We start from the raw sequence: 26,166 nt of genomic DNA, 5'->3' as shown, positions 1-26,166 counted from the left end.
TGAAAGCGAAGGGAACATGCGACAGTAGTTGAATCTTTATGAAAATTGTGTTATATTTACAATGTAATGATACTTAGAGTGAGTGAGCGGTTTTTTCGCTCACTCTTTTTAATGGAATGAAGTTCGTTTCGTTGAGAAATAAAGGAGGCGATGTTGTGAGTACAGTAGTGGAAACTGTTACAGATATAGTGACCCCTATTCTGGATGCGCAAAAATTTGAATTAGTTGAAGTAGAATTCGTGAAGGAAGGGAAAAATTGGTTTCTTCGTGTGTTCATCGATAAAGAAGGCGGAATCGATATCGAGGAATGTGCCTTTGTCAGTGAACAACTTAGTGAACAATTAGACCAATGCGATCCTGATCCTATTCCACAAGCCTATTTCTTGGAAGTTTCTTCCCCTGGCGCCGAGCGTCCATTGAAGAAAGAAGCAGATTATCAACGGGCAGTCGGCGAGTACATTCATGTTTCTTTATATCAACCGATTGATGGAGAAAAACAGTTCGAAGGCTTTTTACAGTCATTCGACGAAAATCAGCTAGTTATGAAGACCCGAATCAAAACCAGAGAAAAAGAACGAACGATCGACCGGAAAAATATTGCCAAAGCTCGTTTAGCCATTCAATTTTAAACACGGAGGAATGAAAGAATCATGAGTAAAGAAATGTTGAATGCATTGGATGCATTAGAAGCAGAGAAAGGCATTTCAAAAGAGATTGTCATCGATGCCTTGGAAGCGGCATTGGTTTCAGCGTACAAACGTCATTACGGGCAAGCACAAAATGTGGAAGTGGAATTTGATCAGAAAAAAGGCAACATCCACGTATATGCAGTCAAAGAAGTGACAGAAGAAGTCATGGACTCGCAACTAGAGGTTTCATTAAAAGAAGCGATGACAATCAACCCCGCTTATGAAATCGGCGACAAAATCCGCTTTGAAGTAACACCTAAAGACTTTGGTCGTATTGCGGCGCAAACGGCCAAACAAGTCATTTTGCAACGAGTTCGAGAAGCAGAAAGAAACATTATCTATAACGAATTTAGTGCTTATGAAAAAGACATTCTACAAGGAATCGTAGAGCGTCAAGACAATCGTTATATTTATGTGAACTTAGGTAAAATTGAAGCAGTGCTTTCAAAACAAGACCAAATGCCAAATGAGTTTTATCAACCCCATGATCGGATCAAAGTATTCGTTTCTCGTGTTGAAAATACGTCTAAAGGGCCTCAAGTATTTGTTAGCCGTAGCCATCCAGATTTGCTACGCCGATTATTTGAACAAGAAGTGCCAGAAGTATATGATGGTACTGTAGAGATCGTAAGTATCGCTCGTGAAGCAGGGGATCGTGCCAAAGTGGCTGTTCGTTCTTTTGATGCTAACGTTGATCCTGTCGGCACTTGTGTAGGTCCTAAAGGGCAACGGGTTCAAGCAATCGTCAATGAACTAAAAGGCGAAAACATGGACATCGTGGAATGGAATGAAGATCCAGCGATCTTCATTGCCAATGCATTGAATCCAGCGGAAGTTAGCGACGTTATTTTCGATGTTGATAATCCGAAGTCTTGTACCGTTGTCGTGCCTGATTACCAATTGTCATTGGCGATCGGTAAACGGGGACAAAATGCCCGTCTGGCAGCCAAATTGACTGGCTTCAAAATCGATATCAAATCAGAAACAGACATGGAAGAGTTTTATGCGAAGTTGGATGAAGGCGACTATATCGATGAGTATGATGCAAATGCTTCAGAAGCTGCCGAAGAAATCAGCACAGAAGCAACGGAATCTACAGAAACGCTCGATGAAGCAATCCTTTCATCAGACATGACTGCAGATGATTACGAAAATGTTGAGTTTGACGAAAAATAGTTGAGGTGAGATCGTGATGAAAAAACGAAAAATTCCTTTACGAAAATCAGTGATTTCAGGTGAAATGTTGCCTAAGAAAGAAATGCTTCGTATCACTCGTTCAAAAGAAGGCGTTGTTTCTATTGATCCAACCGGAAAAATGCCTGGTCGTGGTGCCTATATAGCGATCGAACCGGCTGAAGCCCAGAAAGCTTGGGATAAGCGTATTTTAGATCGAGTGTTGGAAACGAAATTGACAGATGAATTTTACCAAGAACTATTGGACTATGTAACGCACCAAAAAGCGCGAAAAGAGTTATTTGCAAATGAATAAAACCAAAGCATTAAATATGTTAGGACTAGCCATGCGTGCTGGGAAATTAGTGACTGGTGAAGAAATGACCTTAAAAGAGATTCGCAATGAGAAAGCTGCTTTGGTCATTGTCGCCAGTGATGCTGGTAAAAATACACAAAAGAAAATTAAGGACAAAAGTTCTTATTACGAAATTCCGCTCCTAGATGCATTTTCTGCTGATGAAATCAGTGCGGCCATTGGGAAACCAAGAATGGTCATTGGCATCTTAGATCAAGGATTTGCAAGGAAGGTGCAGGAATTAATATTAGGTTAGGAAGGTGATTGCATGGGGAAAAAAAGAATTTATGAACTTGCAAAAGAATGGAACAAATCGAGCAAAGAGGTTGTTGAAAAAGCACAATCTTTAGGCTTTGATGTCAAAAATCATATGGGCGCGATCTCAGATGGAGAGGCGCAGAAATTGCAGCAGTCATTAGGCGGCAATCCAAATGGTAAAACATCTGCAAACTCAAATCCCGCAAATCAGAAACCAGCCAACCAGCCGGAAAAACAAGAACAAAAGAAATTTAAAACGCAAAGAAATAATCCTAACTTCCAAAACCGTCATAACAATCAAAGTCAACAGCGAACTGCGCAAAGTAATAACCGTCCTGCTGGTCAAGGACAAGTAGATCGCACGAACAGTCAAGGAAGTAACAGACCAAATAACCAAGGAAGTCATAATCGAGTGAATAACCAAGAGAATCGTAACAATCAAGGGCAACAAAATCGCCCAACAAACCAAGGACAACAAAATCGTCCGAATAATCAAGGGCAACAAAACCGCCCAACAAACCATGGACAGCAAAACCGTCCAAACAATCAAGGACAACAAAATCGTCCGAATAACCAAGGGCAACAAAACCGTCCAAACAATCAAGGACAACAAAATCGTCCGAATAACCAAGGGCAACAAAATCGCCCAACAAACCAAGGACAGCAAAACCGTCCAAACAACCAAGGGCAACAAAACCGCCCAACAAACCAAGGACAACAAAACCGTCCGAACAATCAAGGGCAGCAAAACCGTCCGGCCGCTCAATCTGCAGGAAATACGCAAGGGGCAGACCGTAACAATAACCGTACGCAAGGATCGAATGATTCCCGTGGAGGAAATCAAAACCGCGGCAAGTCAAATTACGGTGGACGCAATAACAATTTCAACAATAACAATCGCAACAAATTTAACAAAAAAGGCAAAAAAGGCCGTCAGCAGACGGAAAAGAAACCGCCAGTTCCAGCACGTAAATTCCGTGAGTTACCAGAAGTATTGGAATACACAGAAGGCATGAACGTAGCGGATATCGCGAAAAAAATCTACCGTGAACCAGCTGAAATCATCAAGAAACTCTTTATGATGGGGGTTATGGTCAATCAAAACCAACCTTTAGATAAAGATACGATTGAACTGCTTGCTACTGATTACGGAATTGAACCACAAGAAAAAGTCCAAGTGGATATCGCAGACATCGATAAATTCTTTGAAGAAGAAGAACAAGTCGAAGAGAACTTGGTGTCACGACCACCTGTTGTGACGATCATGGGACACGTTGACCATGGGAAGACAACCTTGCTTGATACTTTACGCCATTCACGAGTGACGAGTGGTGAAGCTGGAGGAATCACCCAGCATATTGGGGCTTACCAAATCGACATCAATGGCAAACCAATCACTTTCTTAGATACTCCTGGACATGCGGCCTTTACCAGTATGCGTGCACGGGGAGCAAGTATCACCGATATCACGATTTTAGTTGTCGCAGCTGATGATGGTGTGATGCCACAGACGGTGGAAGCAATCAACCATGCGAAAGCAGCAAAAGTGCCGATCATCGTTGCAGTAAACAAAATCGATAAGCCAGGTGCCAACCCACAACACGTGATGCAAGAATTAAGTGAACATGAGTTGATCCCAGAAGCCTGGGGTGGCGATACGATTTTCGTTGAAATCTCAGCGAAATTTGGGCAAAACATTGAAGAATTGCTTGAAATGATTCTTTTAGTAGCAGAAGTGGAAGATTTGAAAGCTGATCCTACCCAACGGGCAATCGGTACCGTCATTGAAGCACGCCTTGATAAAGGAAAAGGACCTGTGGCTACCCTATTGGTTCAACAAGGAACGCTTCATGTAGGTGATCCAATCGTTGTAGGGAATACCTTCGGTCGTGTTCGGGTAATGACGAATGACTTAGGTCGTCGTGATAAAACAGCAGGACCTGCTACACCTGTCGAAATCACAGGATTGAACGATGTCCCTCAAGCAGGTGATCGTTTCGTTACTTTTGAAGACGAGAAAACAGCTCGGGCAGCAGGGGAAGAACGGGCAAAACGTGCTTTAATGGAGCAACGCGCATCAAGTAGTCGTGTGACATTAGATAACTTGTTTGAAAGTCTAAAAGAAGGCGAACTGAAAGAAGTAAATGTCATCATCAAAGCAGACGTACAGGGTTCAGCTGAAGCATTAGCTGCGTCATTGAAGAAAATCGATGTGGAAGGTGTGCGAGTAAACATCGTCCATTCAGCCGTTGGTGCCATCAATGAAAGTGATGTAACGCTAGCAGCGGCAAGTAATGCCATCATCATCGGATTTAACGTCCGTCCAACACCGCAAGCCAAACAGCAAGCGGAAGCGGAAAAAGTCGATATTCGTTTGCATCGCATCATCTACAAAGCGATCGAAGAAATCGAAACTGCGATGAAAGGGATGCTTGATCCTGAATTCGAAGAAAAAATCACTGGTCAAATGATCGTTCGTGAAACATACAAAGTTTCTAAAGTGGGTACGATTGCTGGTTGCTATGTGACGGAAGGCAGCATTCGCCGTGACAGTGGCGTCCGCGTGATCCGCGACGGTATCGTTATCTATGAAGGCAAACTTGCCAGCTTGAAACGCTTCAAAGACGATGTCAAAGAAGTGAAGCTAGGGTTTGAATGTGGCGCGATGATCGAGAAATTCAACGATCTTAAAGTTGATGACGTGATCGAAGGCTATGTGATGGAAGAAGTACCGACAAAATAACGGAATGACAACTATACAAGGAGGCTTTTTGAATGGCTAATTATCGAGATCGCCGAGTGGCACAAGAAATCTTAAAAGAAGTCAATCAAATTCTTCGTAAAAAAGTTCGTGATCCTCGCGTGCAAGATGTGACGATCACAGATGTACGAGTAACTGGAGATTTGCAGCAAGCAACGATCTTTTACAGCACTCTAACGGACTTAGCTTCAGATAAGCAAAAAGCCCAAGCAGGACTGGAAAAAGCAACTGGTTTAGTTCGTCGTGAATTAGGTCAAGCGTTAACGCTCTATAAAGTCCCAGAAATCCAATTTGAACTGGATGAATCTGTACAATACGGGAATAAAATTGATGAAATGATTCGTTCATTGCACTCAGAAGAATAAAAAAAGAACAGCTTCCAATCGAAGCTGTTCTTTTTTATTTGAAATGAGCATCAGGTATTCATCAGTAAAGTGACCAGTCCAGCAACCCCTGTCCCCAAAAGCCAACCGCCAATCACATCTGTTAAAAAATGGATCCCTAAGTAGACTCTGCTAAAGCCAATCATAAAGCTCAACAAAATTGCCAGTAGAGTCATCGGAAGGACTGCTGTGGGAACCAAAATTCCAAGATTCAAAGCAATCGTTACGTACATAGCGGCTGATGTGGCAGCATGGGCACTAGGGAAACTATGGTCCTTTTCTTCAACCAAACGATGATCGATCGGCCGATCTCTTCGGACGATTCGTTTGATAAGATAAGCAGCTGCTGATACTATGAAGATACTGACTGCTGTTTTTGGTGCAAGATCCGCCCGCGATGATGGAAAGGCAAACAACAGTAAAGCGATCGCAACTGTCGGAAAGGCTTTTCCTAAATTGGTAAAAAAGTGCATCATGCGCGTCAAAGACGGAGTACGGCTTTGGATGATCTGCAAAGCAAACGCTTCTTCCCAACGCTGCATCGTGCCGAGCTGAATCATGATCAAAAAAATGGCAAATCCAATAAATGAGCCTATCATTAAAACAACCATTTTAGGACCTCCTTATATGCTTAGTTTATCATGTAATGAGAAGGTGCGAAAAGGATTTTGTCGTGCAATGATTTTTTTTTATATGTTATAATAAGCAAGTTGAAGTGAAATGGAGGAATACGATGGACGGGATTTTACCATTATGGAAAGAGCGTGGACAAACTAGTCACGACTGCGTGTTTAAATTACGAAAAATATTAAAGACAAAAAAGATTGGGCACAGCGGCACACTAGATCCTGACGTGGATGGTGTCTTGCCCATTTGTATCGGAAAAGGAACGAAGATCGTTGAATACTTGGTTGATTCTGGAAAAGTCTACACCGGGGAAATCACCTTGGGGTTCAGTACCACTACAGAAGATCGGTCGGGGGATATCGTTGAACAACAAGCACTAACTCGTCCGTTTACGAAGGAAGAGATCGATCAGGCAATGAAACAGTTGACGGGTACGATTACCCAAGTACCCCCGATGTATTCGGCGGTCAAAGTCAATGGCAAACGACTTTACGAATATGCCCGCAACAATGAAACCGTCGAGCGGCCACAACGCAAAGCCGAAATTTATTCCTTTAAACGAATTTCAGAGCCGGTTACTCATGAGGACAATACGCAAAGCTGGCGTTTTGAAGTTTCTTGTGGAAAAGGGACTTATGTTCGCACATTAGCGGTCGACACAGGGAAATTGCTGGGTGTACCCGCGCATATGTCTGATTTGACTCGCCTAAAAAGCGGTGGTTTTTCTAAAGAAGAATCTTACACGATTGCAGAGGTTCAAAAGGCAGTCGATGAACAACGTGTTTCGGAACTACTACTACCTTTAGAATACGGGGTATCGGAGTTTGTTCAAGTGACGATCGATGCGGACCTCTGGCAGAAAGTAAAAAATGGCATGCGTTTGCCATTTCGTGCATTTGGATTACAAGAGCGCCCAGAAGAGTTAGTGGCGATTTTCTATCAAGAAAAATTAATTAGTATTTATAAAGCTCATGACAAATACCACGATATGATGAAACCGGTAAAAGTCATCCGTACAGAAATAGGAGAATGAACATGGAAATCATTGAAATGAGACACCCTTATGATCACGCAACGATTCCTGAAGAGGAGATCGTCTTAGTTTTAGGCTTTTTCGATGGCGTGCATCTAGGCCATCAGAAAGTCATTGAAACAGGGCGCAAGATTGCAGAGGAAAAAGGGTTAAAATTGGCGTTGATGACCTTTAATCAACATCCCTCGATCGTGTTTCAAAAAGTCGATCCTGAAAAAATGCAATACCTGACCAGTTTGGCTCAAAAGGAAGCGCATATGGAACAACTTGGGGTAGACATTCTTTATATCATTGAATTTACTTCTGCTTTTGCAAATTTGGCACCGCAAGTATTTGTAGATGAATACATGATCGGACTGCATGCAAAAGTTGTTGTTGCAGGTTTTGACTATACCTATGGCAAGAAGGAAATTGCCAACATGGCGCTGTTGCCAACCTATGCAGAAGGACGTTTTGAAGTTATGACTGTCGCGCAAGAATCGTTTGATGAAGAAAAGGTAAGCTCCACACGCATTCGCTCTGCGCTACAAAATGGCGATATGGCGCAAGTCAATCGCTTGTTAGGGTATATTTATGAATTTGAAGGAACCGTCGTTCACGGTGATGCTAGAGGACGAGAACTTGGGTTTCCAACCGCGAATATCAAAGTGAAGAGCACTGTTCGGTTGCCAAAAGAAGGTGTCTATGTGACGGAAATCAAAGTCGGTGACAAGTGGTATCCATCGATGGGATCGATTGGTCACAATGACACCTTTGGTCAAGGGCGCCAGTTAACAGTTGAAATCTATATTCTCGATTTTCACCAAGATATCTATGGGGAAACTGTGGCAATCCGCTGGCATCATTTCTTGCGTGATCAAGTGGCTTTCAATGGTGCGCAAGCATTGATCGAACAATTAAAGCAAGACGAACGAGACACTGAAGCTTATTTTGATGGCCTTTCAGAAGAAAACTAATCATTCGTAGTGAAAAGAAGCGTTTCTGGCTTCTTTTCACTTTTTCTTTTTCTCTCTTTTTATAACGTAGTTTATTTGAATTCTAATGCTTTCCCCATGAGGAAAAAACGTTTTTTCGATATACTAAAAAATAGGCTAAAATGATAATTTATGCAGTACGCTGCAAAGGGAAAGGGAGAGAAAAAGTGACAATTGGAAAAAAAGCAAAAAAGGGGAAAGATAAGAAAGATTTAACCAAAATGAAAACGCCGCATACGTATGTCATCATCTTTGGTGTTGTGCTGTTGGCATGGTTGCTGACTTTCTTAGTTCCTGCTGGGAAATTTAGTACACAAGAAATCGAGTATACCGATGCAAATGGGGAAATCAGTACCAGAACGGTCTTAATGCAAGATTCGTTTCGTTATGCATACCCGTTAGATAACGAATACGTCTATCAACAGTTGAATCAATTGGAAGACGATCCACAAGAGCTGGAAGAATTAGATGTCGATCCTGAGGCTTTAGCAGCTGTTCTAGCTGAAGGGCCTAAAGAGTTATCCCAGAGTCAATTAGATGAGGTGGGACTAACCGATGATACGCTTTACAGTCTTTACGGGGAAAAAATTTATGATACTTCTGAAAAACTGCATAAAACAGCCAAGGTTTGGGGAACTGATGACTTTAACGGTTTCGGCTTTTTAAATTTTGTTTTTGAAGGGTTGGTTTCTGGCGATAAATATGGATCAGCAGTTGGGATCGCAGCGCTGATCTTAGTGGTCGGGGGTGCATTTGGTATTATCATGCAAACCGGAGCGATCGATGCAGGGATCTTTGCGTTTATCAGCAAAACCCGTGGATTAGAACGTTTGGCATTGCCGTTATTGTTCTTTGCTTTTTCATTTGGGGGTGCTACTTTTGGGATGGCAGAAGAAGTCATTCCGTTTTCGATGGTCATGGTACCTTTCGTGATCGCATTAGGGTATGATTCGATCGTGGCGGTCACTGTCACTTATGTCGCCTCCCAGATTGGGAATGCCACCTCGTGGATGAGTCCATTTAGTGTGGCAGTGGCTCAAGGGATCGCAGGTATTCCGGTTCTTTCAGGGGCAACGTTCCGAATCATCATGTGGGTCGTGGTTACCGCATTATCTGCAGCATACCTTATGATCTATGCCGAAAGAATCCGCAAGAATCCGGAGAAGTCACTAACCTATCAATCGGATGCATATTTTAGAAATCATCTTGAGAAAACCTCTAGTGAGCAAAAACCCTTTCTATTAGGTCATAAATTGATCTTGGTTGAAATGCTAGCAGTCTTGATTTGGATCGTATGGGGTGTGACACAAAAAGGCTATTATATTCCCGAGATCGCTTCTCAATTCTTTGTTATGGGCTTAGGGGCAGGAATCATAGCGGTTCTTTTCAAATTAGAAGATATGGGCTTGAATGATGTGGCGAGTGCCTTTCAATCAGGGGCCTCAGAATTAGCAGGAACTGCAATCGTTGTAGGGATGGCCAAAGGGATTCTTCTGGTTCTCGGCGGTTCTGATGCCAACGTGCCGTCAGCATTGAATACGATTTTGCACAGCATCGGTGGTTTGTTAAGCAATGTTCCAGCATTTATTGGGGCATGGTTCATGTACATTTTCCAAAGCTTCTTCAATTTGATCGTGACCTCCAATTCAGGTCAGGCTGCATTGACCATGCCGATCATGGCGCCATTAGCTGATCTTTTAGGTGTTTCAAGACAGATCGCTGTATTGGCTTATCAATTAGGCTCAGGCTTCATGGATGCCTTCACTCCTGTATCGGCAAGTCTGATCGGTGTGCTAGGTGTCGCAAGAATCGAATGGGTGAAATGGGCGAAATTCCAGATCAAAATGCAAGGGTTCTTATTTGTATTAGGAACGATCTTCATCTTTATTGCAGTCGCGATCGGCTTGCAATAAGAAGCAATCAGACACGAGGAGGAAGCACTCATGAAGGTGATACGACAAGCGGAGGTTTACGCTCCTGACTATTTAGGAAAAAAAGATATTTTATTAAATGAAGACAAGATTATTGCCATTCAAGATTCGATTCAAGGAGGATTCTCAGGCGTTGCTCTTGAAGAAATCGATGGCAGAGGGTTGCTTGCTGTGCCCGGTTTTATTGACTGTCACTTTCATATCTTAGGAGGTGGCGGGGAAGGTGGTTTTCAAAACCGGACACCTGAAGTGAAATTGTCTCAGCTGACCTCTGCGGGGGTAACGACAGTGGTTGGCTGTTTAGGTACTGACGGAGTAGGCAGAGATATGACTGCCTTGATCAGTAAGGCCCGTGGACTAGAGGCGGAAGGCATCACGACTTATCTTTATGACGGTTCGTATCGATTGCCTTTGACGCCCGTCACGGATTCCATCATCCAAGATTTTTTGACTATCGATAAAATTATTGGTATCGGTGAAATTGCCGTTTCTGACCATCGTTCTTCACAACCAAGTTTCGAAGAATTTACCCGCGCGGTTGCGGATGCTCGTGTCGGTGGGATGCTTTCTGGAAAAGCAGGCATCGTAAACGTCCACCTAGGTGGAGGAAAGAAAAAATATGAGCTGCTTTTACGAACCATCGAAGAGACAGAGATTCCAATCAGCCAATTTTTACCGACACATGCCAATCGGACCAGCGAGCTTTTCGAAGCAAGTATTGCTTTTGCAAAAATGGGTGGAACGATCGATTTTACGGCGAGTGAAGATCCTGATTTCTGGGAAAAAGAAGACGATGAGGTTCGCTTCAGTAAAGGATTGAAACGTTTGTTAGCAGAAGGGATCGGGCTGGATCAATTTACCATGACCTCTGATGGGCAAGGCAGTCTCCCTTACTTTGATGAAAACAATCAATTCATAGGTCTGGGTGTCGGCAGTTCGCGAGCACTGATGGTAGGCATTAAAGAAGCAGTCCAAAAAGAGCAGATTCCATTGGAGATCGCCATTCGTGCAATCACTTCCAATCCAGCGAAAGTATTGAAGCTTGATCAAAAGGGGCGCCTTGCAGCAGGGATGGATGCTGATATTTGCTTGCTGAACAAAAAATCATTCGCTGTAGAAACAGTTCTAGCAAAAGGCAAAACGATGCTAGAAAGACAAGAAGTGAAAGTATGGGGTACCTTTGAGCAACTAGCGTAAAAAGAAGCCAATTCTGGCAGACTAAGAGTCGGTTGTTTTTCTAAACAGAGTTGTAAAAGACAAAAAAACAGCCCGATCTATGACCAGCATTTGCTGGACTTGATCGGGCTGCTTTTTCACTTAAATGCAAGAATTCTTATGCTTGCAGCTCATCTAATTTCTTCATGTCTTCTTCAGAAATTTCAAAGTCAACTTTGGCATTATCTGAAATGTATTCTTCATGAACTGATTTTGGCAATGGCAAAATATCTTTTTGTAGTAGGTAACGAATAGAAAGCTGTGGAATCGATTTTCCATAGGCTTCAGCAATCGTTTTGACCGCATCGTTGTCTAGTAAACGACCAGTAGCGATTGGTGAATAGCCTTCCACTAAAATTTCGTGCTCTTTGCAAAATGCCAATAATTCTTCATTTGTGCGACCAATATGGTAAATAAACTGATTGACCATTGGTTTCACATCGCAATGGTCGAATATATTTTGTAAATCTTTTTGATCGAAGTTGGAAACACCGATCGATTTTACTTTTCCACTTAAGTAGGCTTCTTCTAATGCTTTCCAAACGTCGATGTTTTCCAGATAAAAATCTTTATTTTCTGGATTGTTTCCCATGATTTTCCAAGGACGAGGGGCATGGATCAAAATCAAATCGATATACCCTAAGTCAAGTTTTTTTAGAGAAGCATCAATGCTATCAACCGCTTCTTGGTAGGTCTTTAACTCAGCAGGTACTTTCGTGGTAACAAAAATCTCTTCACGAGCAACGCCTGAATCGCGGACAGCTTTCCCAACTGCTTCTTCATTTTTATAAGCAGCAGCTGTATCGACATGTCGATAACCATCTTGGATGGCAAATTTTGTTGCATTGTAAGCATCTTCTGGCGAAGATTGCCAGGTCCCAAGGCCGATCTTAGGAATCGTCAGTTTGTTCTGCAAAGTAAATGTTTCTTGTAATATCACGTATTTCAACCTACTTTCGTCGCTTTTTTTAGTTACATCTTTTATTATAAAACGTTTTCTTATTTGATACAAATCTGACGCTGAAACTTTTTCGGTAAATTGACTTTCAAAGGGATCTTTGATACAGTAGCAGCAACCTCAACCTGGAAAGATGTGGTAAGAATGGATTTTGTAAAAGAAGATTTTGCCTACTATCGGCGCTCTTTTGAGTTGATGTATCGTAGTTATTTCCGTAGAAGAATGATTGCTCTTGGCGTGGCGATTTTGATTATCTTAGGTTACCTATTTTTGTTACAAGAAAGTTTGCTTTTAAATATCATTTTGTTGGTTATTTTGCTAGGGATGATGGCATGGTTAGTTTCACTTTATCAGCGAGCGAGTGAGGTCGTACTTGCTTTCGAAGAAGAAAATCAGGTGCCGAAAATTTATCAACTGACAGAATTCGAGGATCATTATGCATTCCACATGAAGGATGGAACAACGATGCGCGTGAAGAAAAACGGCAATCGCAACTTTCCTTCCAATAATAAGCAGTACACGCTGATGGCAGGGTATAAGAAAGTGTTTTTTGTGCAACAACCCCTAATGATCTTTTATTATGATCTCTTAGAGATGAAGTATGATGAAGCGTATCGATTAAAGCGAAATCGCCAAAATGGGTTCAGTCGTTGGTCCCGGTATTTCAGTTTTCGCTCCTTTAAAGGATCTATCGGAAATGTTTTTCAATTTTTGCTAGGAAATATTTTTTTCTTATTTATCGCCTATCGGTTGATCCGTTACTTGATCGACATCTTGCTTCATGTTTTTTAATCGATCAAGCGTCCTTACATTCCTCACTGTTTTCATAGACTGATGAAAAAGATGATAGGACTTAATTTTTAAATCAAGGTATACTAGAGTCAGATAAGGCAAGCGATTGTCTTTCAAGAAGAGAGCTACTCTTATTCAGTAAGTCGCCGACAACAGCTTATCTTTTGTGGCGCTAACAATTTGGGGGAAGTGTTAGTTCTTGTAGCAGACCGCAATTTTTCTGTTTGCCATAAGAACAAAAACGGTAGTTTACCGTACTTAATAGGAGTAGTCCTCTTGGTTTTTTCTATGATTGTTCTGAAACATCACTTTCTTGAAGTGGTGTTTTTTTGCTTATTGCTATTTCAAGTGATAGGAGAATTCACAGATCTGTGCTACAATAAGTGCCGATACTCTCAGCAATGCGAGTGAAAAAGAAGATAGAGGAGAATCACTTAGTAATGCTTGAAGGTCAAACAATAAATGATCCATCTACAAAAAGCGCAGGAAATATTTCCGCGTATCTACATATACCTTTCTGTGAACATATTTGCTACTACTGTGACTTCAACAAAGTGTTTTTAGAAGGCCAGCCAGTGGATGAATACATCGAAGCACTGTTGAAGGAAATTGAGTTGACTCTTTTCCACCAGCCAGTCAGCGAAGCAGAAACGATTTACATTGGCGGTGGGACGCCAACGTCGCTTTCGGCAAGCCAGCTGGATCGATTGCTGTCAGGCGTACACGAATTATTGCCGACTCACACAACGAAAGAGTTTACAGTGGAAGCAAATCCTGGTGATTTGAGCGAAGACAAAATGCTGGTGTTGAAAAACCACCAAGTCAATCGATTGTCTATGGGGGTCCAGACCTTTGATAATCGCTTGCTAAAAAAAATTGGTCGCAAGCATACTGCTGAAGATGTTTATTCAACCATCCAACTGCTAGAAAAACATGATTTTCAGAATGTGACGATCGATTTGATTTATGCACTTCCGGGACAAAGCATTGGAAGCTTCCGTGATACGCTGACGCGAGCGATTGATCTCGGGTTGCCTCATTATGCCATGTATTCCTTAATCTTAGAAAACAAAACCATGTTTATGAACTGGGTTCGCCAAGGAAGAATGGCGTTGCCTTCTCAAGAAGCGGAAACACAGATGTTTGACGAAGCAATCGCCGCGATGAACAAAGCTGGCTTGACCCAATATGAAATCAGTAATTTTGCCCGACCAGGGTATGAGTCCTTGCACAATCTAGTGTATTGGAACAATGAACATTATTTTGGCTTTGGGGCAGGCGCTAGTGGTTATCTTGGACAGTCTCGCTACAAGAATAAAGGACCAATTCAGCATTATTTGAAACCATTGCAGGAAAATCAGTTGCCAATCCACGAAATCGAAGAATTGACAACCAGCAATCAAATGGAAGAGGAACTTTTTTTAGGCCTCCGTAAAAAGGCTGGCATTTCAAAAATACGCTTTGCAGAAAAATTCGGGAAGTCTTTTCAGGAAATCTATGGTTCAACTAGCGAACAGTTGATTCAAAAAGGCTGGTTGGCTAGTCAAGGTGATCGTGTCTTTTTAACGAAAGCTGGGATGTTCATTGGCAACGAAGTGTTTGAAGCATTTCTCTTGGATGGAGAAAAATAAGAAAGAACAAGGAAGAGAAGTAGCCATTTCGCGCTGCTTCTTTTTTGCTTTCTTTTTTTAGCACTCTCTTAGAAAGAGTGCTAAAAAAGTGATGCAAATACTTGACATTCCTAGCAAATATGGTATATTTATAATCGTGTTAGCACTTAATAGGAATGAGTGCTAACGGAGGAGTGGATAAAATGTTGACATCTAGACAACAAATGATTTTACACCTCATCATCCAAAACTATACGAATACTGGTCAGCCCACGGGCTCGAAGCGATTGATGGAAGATGGGGTTGAAGCTAGCTCTGCCACCATTCGCAATGAGATGAAGGCGCTGGAAGAAGCTGGACTTCTATTAAAGACACATTCATCTTCAGGGCGTGTGCCATCAATAAAAGGGTATCGCTATTACGTTGATCACTTATTGAAGCCATCTGAAGTTGACCAAAACGAAATTCAAACCATTCGTCATTCTTTTGGAAAAGATTTTCATGAAATCAATGAAATCATCCAGCAGTCTGCCACGATCTTGTCCAACTTGACTAGCTATACAGCGTTGTCTCTCGGGCCAGATATGAAGGAAAGGAAATTGACGGGCTTTCGAATCGTCCCTTTGAATGCACGACAGATCATCGCGATCATCGTGACGGATAAAGGGAATGTCGAAAATCAAGTCTTTACCCTTCCTGAATCGATGAGCAGCGAAGATTTGGAAAAAATGGTAAGGATCATCAACGACAAATTGATCGGTGAACCTCTAATGACGGTCTACCATCGATTAAGAACCGAGATTCCGATGATTCTGCATAAGTATTTTCAAACGACTGACGGAATCGTTGATCTCTTTGATACGATGCTGAGCCATATTTTTGAAGAAAAAATCTTCGTCGGCGGGCGTATGAATCTTCTGGATTTTGAACCGACGCAAGATGTTAGTCAGTTCAAATCGATGTATTCATTTATGAAAAACGCAGATCAGCTGACACAGCTGCTGGCGCCAAGAGATTCTGCGATTCAAATCAGAATCGGCTCTGAGCTTGGCAATGACTTGTTACAAAATATGAGTTTGATCCAAGCCAGCTATGAAATCGAAGGTCATGGACAAGGAACGATCGCTTTATTAGGTCCATCAAGTATGCCGTATTCACGGATGTTTGGACTGATGGAAGTTTTTCGAGGCGAGTTAGCAAAAAAATTGGCCGATTATTATCGCGCATTAGACGCTGCCAATGAATAAGCGGCAATGAAACAAATCGTAGAAGGGATGGTTGAAACGTGACGGAAAAAGAAGAGCGTTTAGATGAAGAATTAGCTAAAACTGCTGAAGAAACCGCAGAAACACCTGAATCTTCAAATGAATCAACTGAAACTGAAGCACAGACTCCTCAACCAGAGGAAGAAGCAGTGGAAAAAAGCGAACTGGAACTTTTGCAAGAAAAGAATAACGAATTGGAAGATCAATTCCTGCGTGCTCGTGCAGAGATCGCAAATATCACTTCACGTAACCGCAATGAGCGGGAACTTTTACAAAAATACCGCTCGCAAGATCTTGGCAAAAAACTGTTGCCAGCAATCGACAATTTGGAACGAGCGATGGCAGCAGATGTCGATCAAGACCAAGCGGCGAATTTGAAAAAAGGCGTTGAAATGGTTCTTGAAAGTCTGCGTCAAGCCTTAAAAGAAGAGGGAATCGAAGAGATTCCTGCTGAAGGTGCAATGTTTGATCCGAACTTGCATCAAGCGGTGCAGACTGTACCTGCCTCTGATGAAACACCGGCAGACACAATCGTTACTGTCTTGCAAAAAGGGTATAAATTGCATGATCGTGTCTTGCGTGCAAGCATGGTCATCGTTGCACAATAGTTCTTTCTATCTATAAGTAGATGTTTAAATTAAAAAAGGGAGTGTATTACTTATGAGTAAAATTATCGGTATCGACTTAGGAACAACAAACTCAGCTGTTGCTGTCCTTGAAGGCGGCGAAGCAAAAATCATTACGAATCCAGAAGGAAACCGTACCACACCTTCTGTTGTTTCATTCAAAAATGGTGAGATCCAAGTAGGGGAAGTTGCAAAACGCCAAGCAGTGACAAACCCGAATACGATTTCTTCTATTAAACGCCATATGGGTGAAGCAGGATACAAAGTAGAAGTTGAAGGCAAATCTTATACACCACAAGAAGTTTCCGCAATGGTTCTTCAATACATCAAAGGATTTGCTGAAGACTATTTAGGTGAAAAAGTTGAAAAAGCAGTCATCACTGTTCCTGCATACTTCAACGATGCACAACGTCAAGCAACTAAAGATGCTGGTAAAATTGCCGGTCTTGAAGTAGAACGAATCGTCAATGAACCAACTGCCGCAGCTTTAGCTTATGGGTTAGATAAAACAGATAAAGATGAAAAAATCCTAGTCTTTGACTTAGGTGGCGGTACTTTCGACGTATCGATCCTTGAATTAGGCGATGGCGTCTTTGACGTATTGTCAACTGCTGGGGACAACAACCTAGGTGGGGATGACTTTGATAACAAAATCATCGATCACATGGTAGCAGAATTCAAAAAAGAAAACGGCATTGATCTTGGAAAAGACAAAATGGCTTTGCAACGTTTGAAAGATGCTGCTGAAAAAGCGAAAAAAGACTTGTCAGGTGTAACAAGTACCCAAATCAGCTTACCGTTTATCACAGCTGGCGATGCTGGTCCATTGCACTTGGAAATGACCTTGACTCGTGCGAAATTTGATGAATTAACAGCAGACTTAGTAGAACGTACAAAAATTCCAGTACGCCAAGCTTTGAAAGATGCTGGCTTATCACAATCAGAAATCGATGAAGTGATCTTAGTTGGTGGTTCAACTCGTATTCCGGCAGTAGTTGATGCTGTACGTAAAGAAACCAATAAAGAACCAAACAAATCAGTAAACCCAGATGAAGTGGTAGCGATGGGTGCTGCGATCCAAGGTGGCGTGATCACTGGGGATGTGAAAGATGTTGTCTTACTAGACGTTACACCATTATCATTAGGTATCGAAACGATGGGTGCTGTCTTCACAAAACTGATCGATCGTAACACAACGATCCCTACAAGTAAATCACAAGTCTTCTCAACTGCAGCAGACAATCAACCTGCCGTTGATATCCATGTCTTGCAAGGGGAACGTCCAATGGCTGCTGACAACAAAACATTAGGAAGATTCCAATTGACGGATATTCCACCAGCACCTCGTGGCATCCCTCAAATCGAAGTAACATTTGATATCGATAAAAATGGGATCGTCAATGTTTCTGCAAAAGATTTAGGTACACAAAAAGAACAAAAAATCACGATCAAATCATCTTCAGGTTTATCAGATGAAGAAATCGAACGCATGGTAAAAGATGCTGAAGCAAACGCTGAAGCCGACAAACAGCGCAAAGAAGAAGTTGATCTACGCAATGACGTCGATGCATTGTTGTTCACTGTTGATAAAACATTGAAAGAGCTTGAAGGCAAAGTGGATGCAGACGAAGTCAAAAAAGCGGAAGAAGCTCGTGATGAGTTGAAAGCTGCGGTTGAAGCAAACAACTTAGAAGAAATGAAAACCAAACGTGATGCTTTGAATGAAATCGTACAAAACTTAACCGTTAAATTATACGAACAAGCAGCACAACAACAAGCACAAGAAAATCCAGAAGCTGCACAAGGCGGCGCAGACGATGTGGTTGACGCCGACTTTGAAGAAGTAGACGGTGACGATAAATAATCGCTGTTTGTGAAAAAGCCAAAGTCACCGCTTTGGCTTTTTCTTATGAATTTGCGAAACGTATTTTTCTAGAGCGAATTATATGCTAAAATACGAGAGACGCAAGAATAGAGTGGAGGGAAGCCAATGGCAGACAAAAGAGATTATTATGAGGTCTTAGGTCTACAAAAAGGGGCTTCGGATGACGAAATCAAAAAAGCTTATCGTAAGCTTTCAAAACAATATCATCCAGACATCAATAAAGAACCTGATGCAGAAGCAAAGTTTAAAGAGATTTCTGAGGCCTATGAAATATTAAGTGATTCCCAAAAAAGAGCTGCTTATGATCAGTATGGTCATGCTGGTACCGATCCGAACTACGGAGGCGGTTATGGCGGTGGATTCGGCGGCTTTAACAGTGGCGGATTCTCCGGTGGCGGTTTTGGTGGATTTGAAGACATTTTCGAATCGTTTTTCGGGGGTGGAGGCGGCAGAGCAGCCAATCCTAATGCACCCCGACAAGGAGCGGACTTGCAATATGCGGTCGATCTTTCCTTTGAAGAAGCGATTTTCGGAGTGGAAAAAACTGTTCAATACAATCGTGAAGAAACCTGTCATACCTGCGGCGGGAACGGGGCAAAACCAGGTACTTCACCAGAAACCTGTCATAAATGTCATGGTGCAGGTACTATCAATGTTGAACGTCAAACACCACTTGGTCGTGTGATGAGCCGTCAAACCTGTGATGTTTGTCATGGAACTGGGAAAGAAATCAAGGAACCATGTACAACCTGTCATGGTACTGGCCATGAAAAGAAAAAACATAATGTAAAAGTCAACGTGCCTGCAGGTGTCGAAGATGGACAACAAATGCGTTTATCTGGCCAGGGAGAAGCTGGGACCAACGGTGGTCCTTATGGGGACTTATACGTTGTTTTCCGTGTGGAAGAAAGTGATATTTTTGATCGTGACGGTTCTGAGATTTATTACGAGCTACCGCTGAACTTTGTCCAAGCTGCTTTAGGTGACGAAGTCAATGTACCAACGGTTCACGGGAATGTGAAGTTAAAAATCCCAGCTGGGACCCAAACAGGTACAAACTTCCGCTTACGCGGTAAAGGAGCCCCTCGCTTACGGGGAGGCGGCAATGGCGATCAACAAGTCAAAGTGAAGCTGATCACACCGAAGAACTTAAATGAGGAACAAAAAGAAGCATTGCGGGCTTATGCAAAAGCTAGTGGACATGAAACCACCGAACAACAACCAGAAGGATTTTTTGATAAAATGAAAGATGCTTTTGGTGGGAAAAAGAAATAGCAAGTCAATAATCCAATTCATGCCCTGATAAAACCATCCGTTTTATCAGGGCATGAGTGGTTGAAAGAATATAAATGTGCAGTATGGACGAGAATCGAATCTTCTTGTCCATCTTTTTTTCTTTTCCTTTGAAATCGCTTGCTTAGTATGTCACAATGAAAGGAGACCAATTAAAGGAGGAGATACAATGGAAAGAATATTTGCGAGTCCGTCACGATACGTTCAAGGAAAAGGTGTATTGAAAGATGGTTTATCCCACATTAAAGATCTAGGGAAGAAAGTGCTGCTTTTGACCGATGAAACAGTTTGGAAAATTGCCGGTGAAGACTTATTTGATAATCTCAAAGCAGCTGATTTAGATCCGGTAAAAGAAATTTTTGGTGGAGAAGCTTCTGCAAATGAAATCGATCGTATCGTCTCTAAAGCGAAAAGCGAATCCATTGAAGTGATTGCTGCATTAGGTGGCGGGAAAGCCATCGATACTGGGAAAGCTGTTGCAGATGAATTAAAAATCCCGATTGCCGTTTTGCCAACGATCGCTTCTACTGATGCACCAACTTCGGCACTTTCTGTTATTTATACAGATGAAGGTCGCTTTGAAAAGTATCGTTTTTATCACAAAAATCCTGAACTTGTCTTAGTGGATACAGCCGTTATTGCGAAAGCGCCTGCCAAGTTATTGGCAGCGGGTATTGCGGATGCACTCGCAACCTATGTCGAAGCACGCGCCGTTGCCCGAAGCCATAGTCAGAATATGGTTGGCGGCATTCAACCAATTGCCGGCATGGCGATCGCTGAAAAATGCGAAGAGATTCTTTTTGAGAATGCGCTGAAAGCCTATCAAGCAAATAAAAAACAAGTCGTTACCGAAGCGTTTGAACAAATCGTGGAAGCCAACACTCTGTTAAGTGGTTTAGGTTTTGAAAGTGCTGGTCTGGCAGCAGCTCATGCGATCCATAATGGCTTGACAGCCCTTGAAGGAGACGTCCATGATTTGACTCATGGAGAGAAAGTTGCTTACGGGACACTTACACAATTGATGCTGGAAAACGCGGATCCTGATGAAATTGACCAATATATTGAGTTGTATCAGGCGTTGGAATTACCAACGACATTAGCTGAAATGCATCTTGCGGATGTCAGTGATGCAGACCTTATGAAAGTCGGCAAACAAGCAACCATCGAAGGGGAGACGATTCACAATATGCCGTTCACGGTATCTGCAGAAGATGTTGTAGCCGCGATCAAAGCCGTGGATGCCTATGTGACCGCTTATTATCCTCTATGATGTTATTTTATAAACGTTCATTGATCGATACTTGTTGATTAAAAAAAACGTTTGACAATGAAAAAGAGTCGTGCTATTTTGTTAACAAGCAAATTAAAGGAGGGAACAAGACATGACGAACTTCAACACGCAAACTACATGTTGTTGTTGTATGGTGCAGAAAGCAGCATACCCATTTGTCATGCCTATTATTAGTTCCTTTGTCGCAGCAGATCGCTGAGTTTTTTAGTGATTCGCTTCTATCCGGATAAGACGACATTTTTGGGGTACTGATGTAATAGTCAGTACCCCTTTTTGTTTGCTATTTTTTACCGCTTTCATTGGCGACGGCTGATGATTGCAAACGAAAATGAGTACATGAAGCATACGAGTTGTACCAAAAAAGTTGAGCGAGGAGTCGAGCGATGATCGTTAATAATATAAAAGCATTGATTGGGCAAACCCCATTCTTTGAATTTGATGCCGCAGCATTTGGCGGCAAAAAGGGAAGTACCATCTATGCAAAACTTGAGTATTTAAGTCCTGGTGGAAGTATCAAGGACCGATTAGGAAAATATTTGATCGATGAAGCGTTTCGTGAGCATGTGATCAATCATGAGACAACCGTTATCGAACCGACAGCGGGAAATACTGGAATTGGTTTGGCTTTAGCTGGGATCGAGTATGGCTTAAAAATGATTTTTGTCATTCCTGAAAAATTCAGCCTTGAAAAGCAGCAATTGATTGAAGCATTAGGCGGGACCATCGTTCATACGCCCACTGAAGCAGGCATTCAAGGGGCGATTGAAAAAGCAAAGGAACTAGCAAAACAGCTGCCAAATAGTTTTATGCCAATGCAATTTCACAATCAAAACAACCCTGCAGCCTACCAAGCAACCTTAGGCCCAGAGATCTTTCAGGAGCTATCTGGAAAAATTGATAGCTTTGTTGCCGGGGCTGGTAGCGGGGGAACCTTCGCAGGTGTCGCAACATACTTAAAGAAACAAAAATCTAGTACTCGTCTTGCTGTTGTTGAACCGGAAGGATCAATCTTGAATGGCGGTCCTGCCCACGGCCATGAGATTGAAGGGATCGGTGTTGAGTTCATTCCACAATTTTTTGACGATTTACGTATTGATCAAATTTATACGATCAGTGATGCGGAAGGCTTTGCCTTTACTCGTTACTTGGCAAAAAACTATGGTCTGCTTATTGGGAGTTCAAGTGGTGCCGCCATGGCAGCAGCCGTCAAAGAAAGTTTTGTTTTGCCAACGGGCAGCTCGATCGTCACAGTTTTTCCCGATGGTGGCGACCGCTATCTATCAAAACAAATTTATGCTGGCGAATCCACAATTACACCATTTACAGGAGGAGAATACAATGCACTTTAATACAAAAGTAATCCACGGTGGTATCAGTGAAGACGAAACGACTGGGGCGGTCAGTGTGCCGATCTATCAAACATCAACTTACAAGCAAAACGCACTTGGTCAGCCAAAGCAATATGAATACAGTCGTTCAGGCAATCCAACTCGTTTTGCCGTAGAAGAATTGATTGCGGATCTTGAAGAAGGCGCCCAAGGGTTTGCTTTTGCCTCTGGATTAGCAGCCACCCATGCGGTCTTCTCGCTGTTTCAGACAGGAGATCACGTCATTTTAGGGGATGATGTATATGGCGGGACGTTTCGTTTGCTTCATCAAGTATTAGAAAAAAGCGGCTTGACTTATTCGCTAGTCAAAACCGATGATTTAGCTGCTATTGAAGCAGCAATTCTTCCTGAGACCAAAGCGATTTTTCTAGAAACACCGACGAATCCATTATTGAAGATTACGGACATCGCAATCGTTGCCCAACTAGCTAAAAAACAGGACATTTTGACGATCGTGGATAATACCTTTGCGACGCCATATTTTCAAAAGCCGCTACAATTAGGCGCAGATATTGTGATTCACAGCGCTACTAAGTATCTCGGTGGACACAGTGATGTAGTAGCTGGGTTAGCGGTTGCCAAAGAGCTACAAATCGCCAAAAGAATTGCTTTTTTACAAAACGCCATTGGTGGTGTATTGGGGCCTCATGATAGCTGGTTGATCCAACGAAGCATCAAAACACTTGCTTTGCGGATGGAAGCACATCAAAACAACGCGATGAAAATTGCCCACTACTTACAAGCACATCCAGCTGTCGCAAAGGTTTATTATCCAGGATTGATTGACCATGAAGGACATGAAATCGCCAAATCACAGATGTCTGGGTATAGCGGTATGATATCTTTTGAACTAACCGATGAAACGAAAACAGCCGGCTTTGTTGAAGCATTAAAGATTTTTACTTTAGCAGAAAGTTTAGGTGGCGTGGAAAGTTTGGTAGAAGTGCCAGCCGTGATGACCCATGCCTCAATCCCTAAAGAAATTCGCCAGCAATCTGGGATCAAAGATGGCTTGATTCGATTGTCGGTCGGCATCGAAGACGGTGAGGATCTACAGGCAGATTTAGAGCAAGCGTTTGAAAAGGCAGGTAACTAGTGATGGGGAGAGAGTTTATTCCAATTTTTTCAGACTGGGCAGCTGAGTACGATGAAACAGTTGCAGGTAAGGATGAAGAATATCGAGCAGTTTTTTTAAAATATGAACAGTTACTAGCAGAAATTGCTGAAAAGGCAGGGCGGTCTGTGGTAGAATTTGGTAGTGGAACTGGAAATCTAACACAAGCTCTACTTGATCAAGGAAAAAATGTGCTGGCGATCGAGCCATCGCCAGAGATGCGGCGGATCGCCAAATCAAAACCCAGTCTTTCTAAAGTGACTTTTGTTGATGGTGATATGGAGGTTTTTCCTGAGATCACGGATGCGATTGATACGATCGTTTCTACCTATGTTTTTCATCATCTTACGGAGGACGAAAAACAACGGGTGATCGGCAAATATGCGGCGATGCTGCCAAAAGGCGGGAAAGTGCTTTTCGGTGATACGATGTTTCTTTCTTTAGCCCGCAAAATGGAACTAATCGACGAAGCGCGTCAAGCTGGTCACCAGCGACTAGCCGCTGATCTGGAACGGGAGTACTATCCAGTTACTGCGGATATCGAACGGTACTTTCGCCAACATGGGTTTACCAGTCGTTTTAAGCAAATCAATGAGTATGTTTGGCTTGTGGAAGCACAAAGAGAGTAGGAGAGAAGTACAATGAAAATGAACGTTGAAAGCTTTAATTTGGATCATACGAAAGTCAAAGCACCTTATGTACGGGTTGCCGATAAAAAACAAGGAACGAATGATACCATTATCAAATATGATGTCCGTTTGAAGCAGCCGAACCAAGCGCATATGGATATGGCAAGTCTGCATTCTTTAGAACATTTGACGGCAGAATTGATTCGTAATCATGCAGATTATATCGTGGATTGGTCACCAATGGGCTGCCAAACCGGCTTTTATTTGACTGTCTTGAATCATGACGATTATGAAGAGATTTTGACAGTCCTTGAAAAAACCATGAGGGATGTTTTGCAAGCAACTGAAGTACCTGCCAGCAATGAAGTGCAATGCGGTTGGGCGGCGAACCATACCTTAGAAGGTGCGCAAAAATTAGCGCAAGAATTTCTTGATGAACGTGACAATTGGTCGACCGTTTTTGCCTAAATGAAAAAGATCATAGAAAAAAGTGCCTGTGTTTGTATTCACGGGCACTTTTTTTGTTGGCTAAGCAATAAGAAGAGGATTCAATATTTGGGGTTCTTCAAAGTGATAAGCTGCATTTTTGTTATCTTTTTGTAAGGCGTATTAGTTTTGGGGTGAACGTTGGTAAATAAGTGTAATATGTCACTTCTGATCTGCTCACTGGATTTCAAATATTATTTGATAGTTTCAGTAAATTATGAGCTGCAGCTTACGCGGGTGAAAAGGAAATGTTATAATAGATTTATCTATTCAATAAAAATATGCTGTATCAAAGGTGAATCCTAGAGGCTCTTCTCAGGTCGATAGGAAGTAGCACGCGGTTTGCCAAGAATGTATATAAGCAATTCTTTTTTAATAAAGAAGGAGAGGAGGACAAGAAGATGAGCATCTTAAAGCAATGGCAAGCAAAACATCAAGCGAAAAAAGAAGTGAAAAAACAAGCGTTACGTTTAAAAAATGCGAGGCTTCGTGCGCAAGGAAAAGAGCCATTGAAAGGTTGGGGAAAGATGGTTGATACCGGCATCGGTGGGGCAAACAAAGCAAACCCGATCGATACAAAAGTATTTTTAGGTGAAAATCAAAAACGGATCTCAGAAGAAACAAAAAGAAAAAATCAATGAAAAAAGACCTCTGGAACAGTCCGAGAAAAGAACTGTTCCAGAGGATTTTTTTAGATATTCAAAACTTTGTCTAAGAAATCTTTCGTACGATCGTGCTTAGGGTTGGTAAAGATTTGCTCAGGTGTGCCGTCTTCTAAGAAATTACCGCCATCAATAAACATCACGCGGTTCGCTACTTCTTTGGCAAAGCCCATCTCATGAGTGACGATCACCATGGTCATTCCTTGTTTTGCCAAATCCTTCATAACATTTAGTACATCCCCAACCATTTCGGGATCGAGTGCGGAGGTTGGTTCATCGAACAGCATCACATCGGGATTCATCGCTAAAGCTCTCGCGATCGCCACCCGTTGTTTTTGTCCTCCAGATAGATTGTCAGGGTACATGTCTTTTTTATCAGCCAGACCTACCGTCTCTAATAAACGAATCGCGTTTTGTTCCGCTTCTTGCCGAGAAGCATTTTTTAGATCCATCGGGGCTAGGATGATGTTTTCTAAAACTGACAAGTGCGGGAAGAGATTAAAATGCTGAAACACCATGCCGATATGTTGTCGTACAGCATTGATGTTGGTGTTCTTATCCATCAGATGCGCGCCATCAATGATGATATCACCGCTGGTTGGTTCTTCTAAGCGGTTCAAACAGCGTAAGAACGTCGATTTTCCAGATCCTGAAGGACCAATCACACAAACAACTTCTCCTTCAGCGATGGAAACATTGATATTGTTCAATACGGTATTGTCTCCGTATTTTTTCACAAGGTTTTCAACTAAGATTTTTTCTTTCATG

Annotated in this window: 25 protein-coding genes; 22 read left to right on the top strand and 3 right to left on the bottom strand. The window is 42.2% G+C overall.

Annotation, left to right across the window (positions count from 1 at the left end):
- Nucleotides 1-155: 155 nt before the first annotated feature.
- Genes rimP through rbfA form a run of 6 tightly spaced genes read left to right on the top strand, consistent with a single transcriptional unit; the run spans nt 156 to nt 5,601 of the window.
- Nucleotides 156-629, top strand: coding sequence for a ribosome maturation factor RimP (gene rimP, locus IGI84_RS08815; protein WP_077454435.1), 474 nt, complete (start codon nt 156-158; stop codon nt 627-629).
- A 21-nt stretch (nt 630-650) separates the two neighbouring features.
- A complete protein-coding gene (gene nusA, locus IGI84_RS08810; RefSeq protein ID WP_077454434.1) occupies nt 651-1,865 on the top strand; it encodes a transcription termination factor NusA in 1,215 nt (404 codons plus the stop codon).
- 16 nt (nt 1,866-1,881) lie between these two features.
- Nucleotides 1,882-2,178: an RNase P modulator RnpM gene (gene rnpM, locus IGI84_RS08805; RefSeq protein WP_005225922.1), complete on the top strand. Its 297-nt coding sequence runs from the start codon at nt 1,882-1,884 to the stop codon at nt 2,176-2,178.
- Nucleotides 2,171-2,473: a YlxQ-related RNA-binding protein gene (locus IGI84_RS08800; RefSeq protein WP_015509584.1), complete on the top strand. Its 303-nt coding sequence runs from the start codon at nt 2,171-2,173 to the stop codon at nt 2,471-2,473. The genes rnpM and IGI84_RS08800 overlap by 8 nt, the downstream gene beginning before the upstream one ends.
- A 12-nt stretch (nt 2,474-2,485) precedes the next feature.
- Nucleotides 2,486-5,218, top strand: coding sequence for a translation initiation factor IF-2 (gene infB, locus IGI84_RS08795; RefSeq protein ID WP_220426583.1), 2,733 nt, complete (start codon nt 2,486-2,488; stop codon nt 5,216-5,218).
- 32 nt (nt 5,219-5,250) lie between these two features.
- Nucleotides 5,251-5,601, top strand: coding sequence for a 30S ribosome-binding factor RbfA (gene rbfA / locus IGI84_RS08790; RefSeq protein ID WP_077454432.1), 351 nt, complete (start codon nt 5,251-5,253; stop codon nt 5,599-5,601).
- A gap of 50 nt (nt 5,602-5,651) precedes the next feature.
- Here rbfA and IGI84_RS08785 read toward each other — a convergent pair whose 3' ends face one another.
- Nucleotides 5,652-6,230, bottom strand: coding sequence for a phosphatase PAP2 family protein (locus IGI84_RS08785; RefSeq protein ID WP_220426582.1), 579 nt, complete (start codon nt 6,228-6,230; stop codon nt 5,652-5,654).
- A 122-nt stretch (nt 6,231-6,352) separates the two neighbouring features.
- Here IGI84_RS08785 and truB point away from each other — a divergent pair, with 122 nt between their 5' ends.
- The 4 genes from truB to iadA all read left to right on the top strand — a co-directional run bounded on the left by truB (nt 6,353) and on the right by iadA (nt 11,381).
- Nucleotides 6,353-7,279: a tRNA pseudouridine(55) synthase TruB gene (gene truB, locus IGI84_RS08780; protein ID WP_220426581.1), complete on the top strand. Its 927-nt coding sequence runs from the start codon at nt 6,353-6,355 to the stop codon at nt 7,277-7,279.
- A 2-nt stretch (nt 7,280-7,281) separates the two neighbouring features.
- Nucleotides 7,282-8,235, top strand: coding sequence for a riboflavin biosynthesis protein RibF (ribF, locus tag IGI84_RS08775; protein WP_220426580.1), 954 nt, complete (start codon nt 7,282-7,284; stop codon nt 8,233-8,235).
- A 239-nt stretch (nt 8,236-8,474) separates the two neighbouring features.
- Nucleotides 8,475-10,166: a putative basic amino acid antiporter YfcC gene (gene yfcC / locus IGI84_RS08770; protein WP_220426614.1), complete on the top strand. Its 1,692-nt coding sequence runs from the start codon at nt 8,475-8,477 to the stop codon at nt 10,164-10,166.
- 30 nt (nt 10,167-10,196) lie between these two features.
- A complete protein-coding gene (gene iadA / locus IGI84_RS08765; RefSeq protein WP_220426579.1) occupies nt 10,197-11,381 on the top strand; it encodes a beta-aspartyl-peptidase in 1,185 nt (394 codons plus the stop codon).
- Between the two features lie 136 nt (nt 11,382-11,517).
- Here iadA and IGI84_RS08760 read toward each other — a convergent pair whose 3' ends face one another.
- A complete protein-coding gene (locus tag IGI84_RS08760; protein WP_077454427.1) occupies nt 11,518-12,339 on the bottom strand; it encodes an aldo/keto reductase in 822 nt (273 codons plus the stop codon).
- 162 nt (nt 12,340-12,501) lie between these two features.
- On the opposite strand from IGI84_RS08760, the gene IGI84_RS08755 reads away from it, so the two are divergent.
- The 12 genes from IGI84_RS08755 (at nt 12,502) to IGI84_RS08700 (ending at nt 25,377) form a co-directional block, all read left to right on the top strand.
- On the top strand, nt 12,502-13,149 hold the full coding sequence (locus IGI84_RS08755) for a hypothetical protein (RefSeq protein ID WP_081118618.1): 648 nt from the start codon (nt 12,502-12,504) through the stop codon (nt 13,147-13,149).
- Nucleotides 13,150-13,589: 440 nt separating this feature from the next.
- Nucleotides 13,590-14,780: a radical SAM family heme chaperone HemW gene (hemW, locus tag IGI84_RS08750; protein WP_220426578.1), complete on the top strand. Its 1,191-nt coding sequence runs from the start codon at nt 13,590-13,592 to the stop codon at nt 14,778-14,780.
- A gap of 182 nt (nt 14,781-14,962) precedes the next feature.
- Complete coding sequence (gene hrcA / locus IGI84_RS08745) at nt 14,963-16,006, top strand: heat-inducible transcriptional repressor HrcA (RefSeq protein ID WP_430600206.1); 1,044 nt, start codon at nt 14,963-14,965, stop codon at nt 16,004-16,006.
- Nucleotides 16,007-16,044: 38 nt separating this feature from the next.
- Nucleotides 16,045-16,632, top strand: coding sequence for a nucleotide exchange factor GrpE (gene grpE / locus IGI84_RS08740; protein WP_077454424.1), 588 nt, complete (start codon nt 16,045-16,047; stop codon nt 16,630-16,632).
- Nucleotides 16,633-16,684: 52 nt separating this feature from the next.
- Nucleotides 16,685-18,514, top strand: coding sequence for a molecular chaperone DnaK (gene dnaK, locus IGI84_RS08735; protein ID WP_005235649.1), 1,830 nt, complete (start codon nt 16,685-16,687; stop codon nt 18,512-18,514).
- 126 nt (nt 18,515-18,640) lie between these two features.
- Nucleotides 18,641-19,810, top strand: a complete 1,170-nt coding sequence (gene dnaJ / locus IGI84_RS08730) for a molecular chaperone DnaJ (RefSeq protein WP_005235650.1) — start codon at nt 18,641-18,643, stop codon at nt 19,808-19,810.
- Between the two features lie 187 nt (nt 19,811-19,997).
- Complete coding sequence (locus IGI84_RS08725) at nt 19,998-21,098, top strand: glycerol dehydrogenase (protein ID WP_144771745.1); 1,101 nt, start codon at nt 19,998-20,000, stop codon at nt 21,096-21,098.
- Nucleotides 21,099-21,502: 404 nt separating this feature from the next.
- On the top strand, nt 21,503-22,468 hold the full coding sequence (locus IGI84_RS08720) for a PLP-dependent cysteine synthase family protein (RefSeq protein ID WP_430600204.1): 966 nt from the start codon (nt 21,503-21,505) through the stop codon (nt 22,466-22,468).
- A complete protein-coding gene (locus IGI84_RS08715; RefSeq protein ID WP_081118613.1) occupies nt 22,458-23,603 on the top strand; it encodes a cystathionine gamma-synthase in 1,146 nt (381 codons plus the stop codon). The genes IGI84_RS08720 and IGI84_RS08715 overlap by 11 nt, the downstream gene beginning before the upstream one ends.
- Nucleotides 23,604-23,605: 2 nt before the next feature.
- Entirely contained in the window at nt 23,606-24,250 is a 645-nt protein-coding gene (locus IGI84_RS08710) for a class I SAM-dependent DNA methyltransferase (RefSeq protein ID WP_077454420.1), read from the top strand.
- 12 nt (nt 24,251-24,262) lie between these two features.
- A complete protein-coding gene (locus IGI84_RS08705; protein WP_430600203.1) occupies nt 24,263-24,718 on the top strand; it encodes an S-ribosylhomocysteine lyase in 456 nt (151 codons plus the stop codon).
- Between the two features lie 419 nt (nt 24,719-25,137).
- Entirely contained in the window at nt 25,138-25,377 is a 240-nt protein-coding gene (locus IGI84_RS08700) for a hypothetical protein (RefSeq protein WP_081118611.1), read from the top strand.
- A 50-nt stretch (nt 25,378-25,427) separates the two neighbouring features.
- Here the strand turns inward: IGI84_RS08700 and IGI84_RS08695 are convergent, their stop codons facing one another.
- Nucleotides 25,428-26,165: an amino acid ABC transporter ATP-binding protein gene (locus IGI84_RS08695; RefSeq protein ID WP_077454419.1), complete on the bottom strand. Its 738-nt coding sequence runs from the start codon at nt 26,163-26,165 to the stop codon at nt 25,428-25,430.
- Nucleotide 26,166: the final 1 nt, after the last annotated feature.

The organism is Enterococcus sp. DIV0008 (genome assembly GCF_050542615.1).
GTDB lineage: Bacteria > Bacillota > Bacilli > Lactobacillales > Enterococcaceae > Enterococcus_D > Enterococcus_D innesii.
Note: the sequence above shows the minus strand (reverse complement) of the source record. Positions and strands in the feature narration are given on the sequence as shown.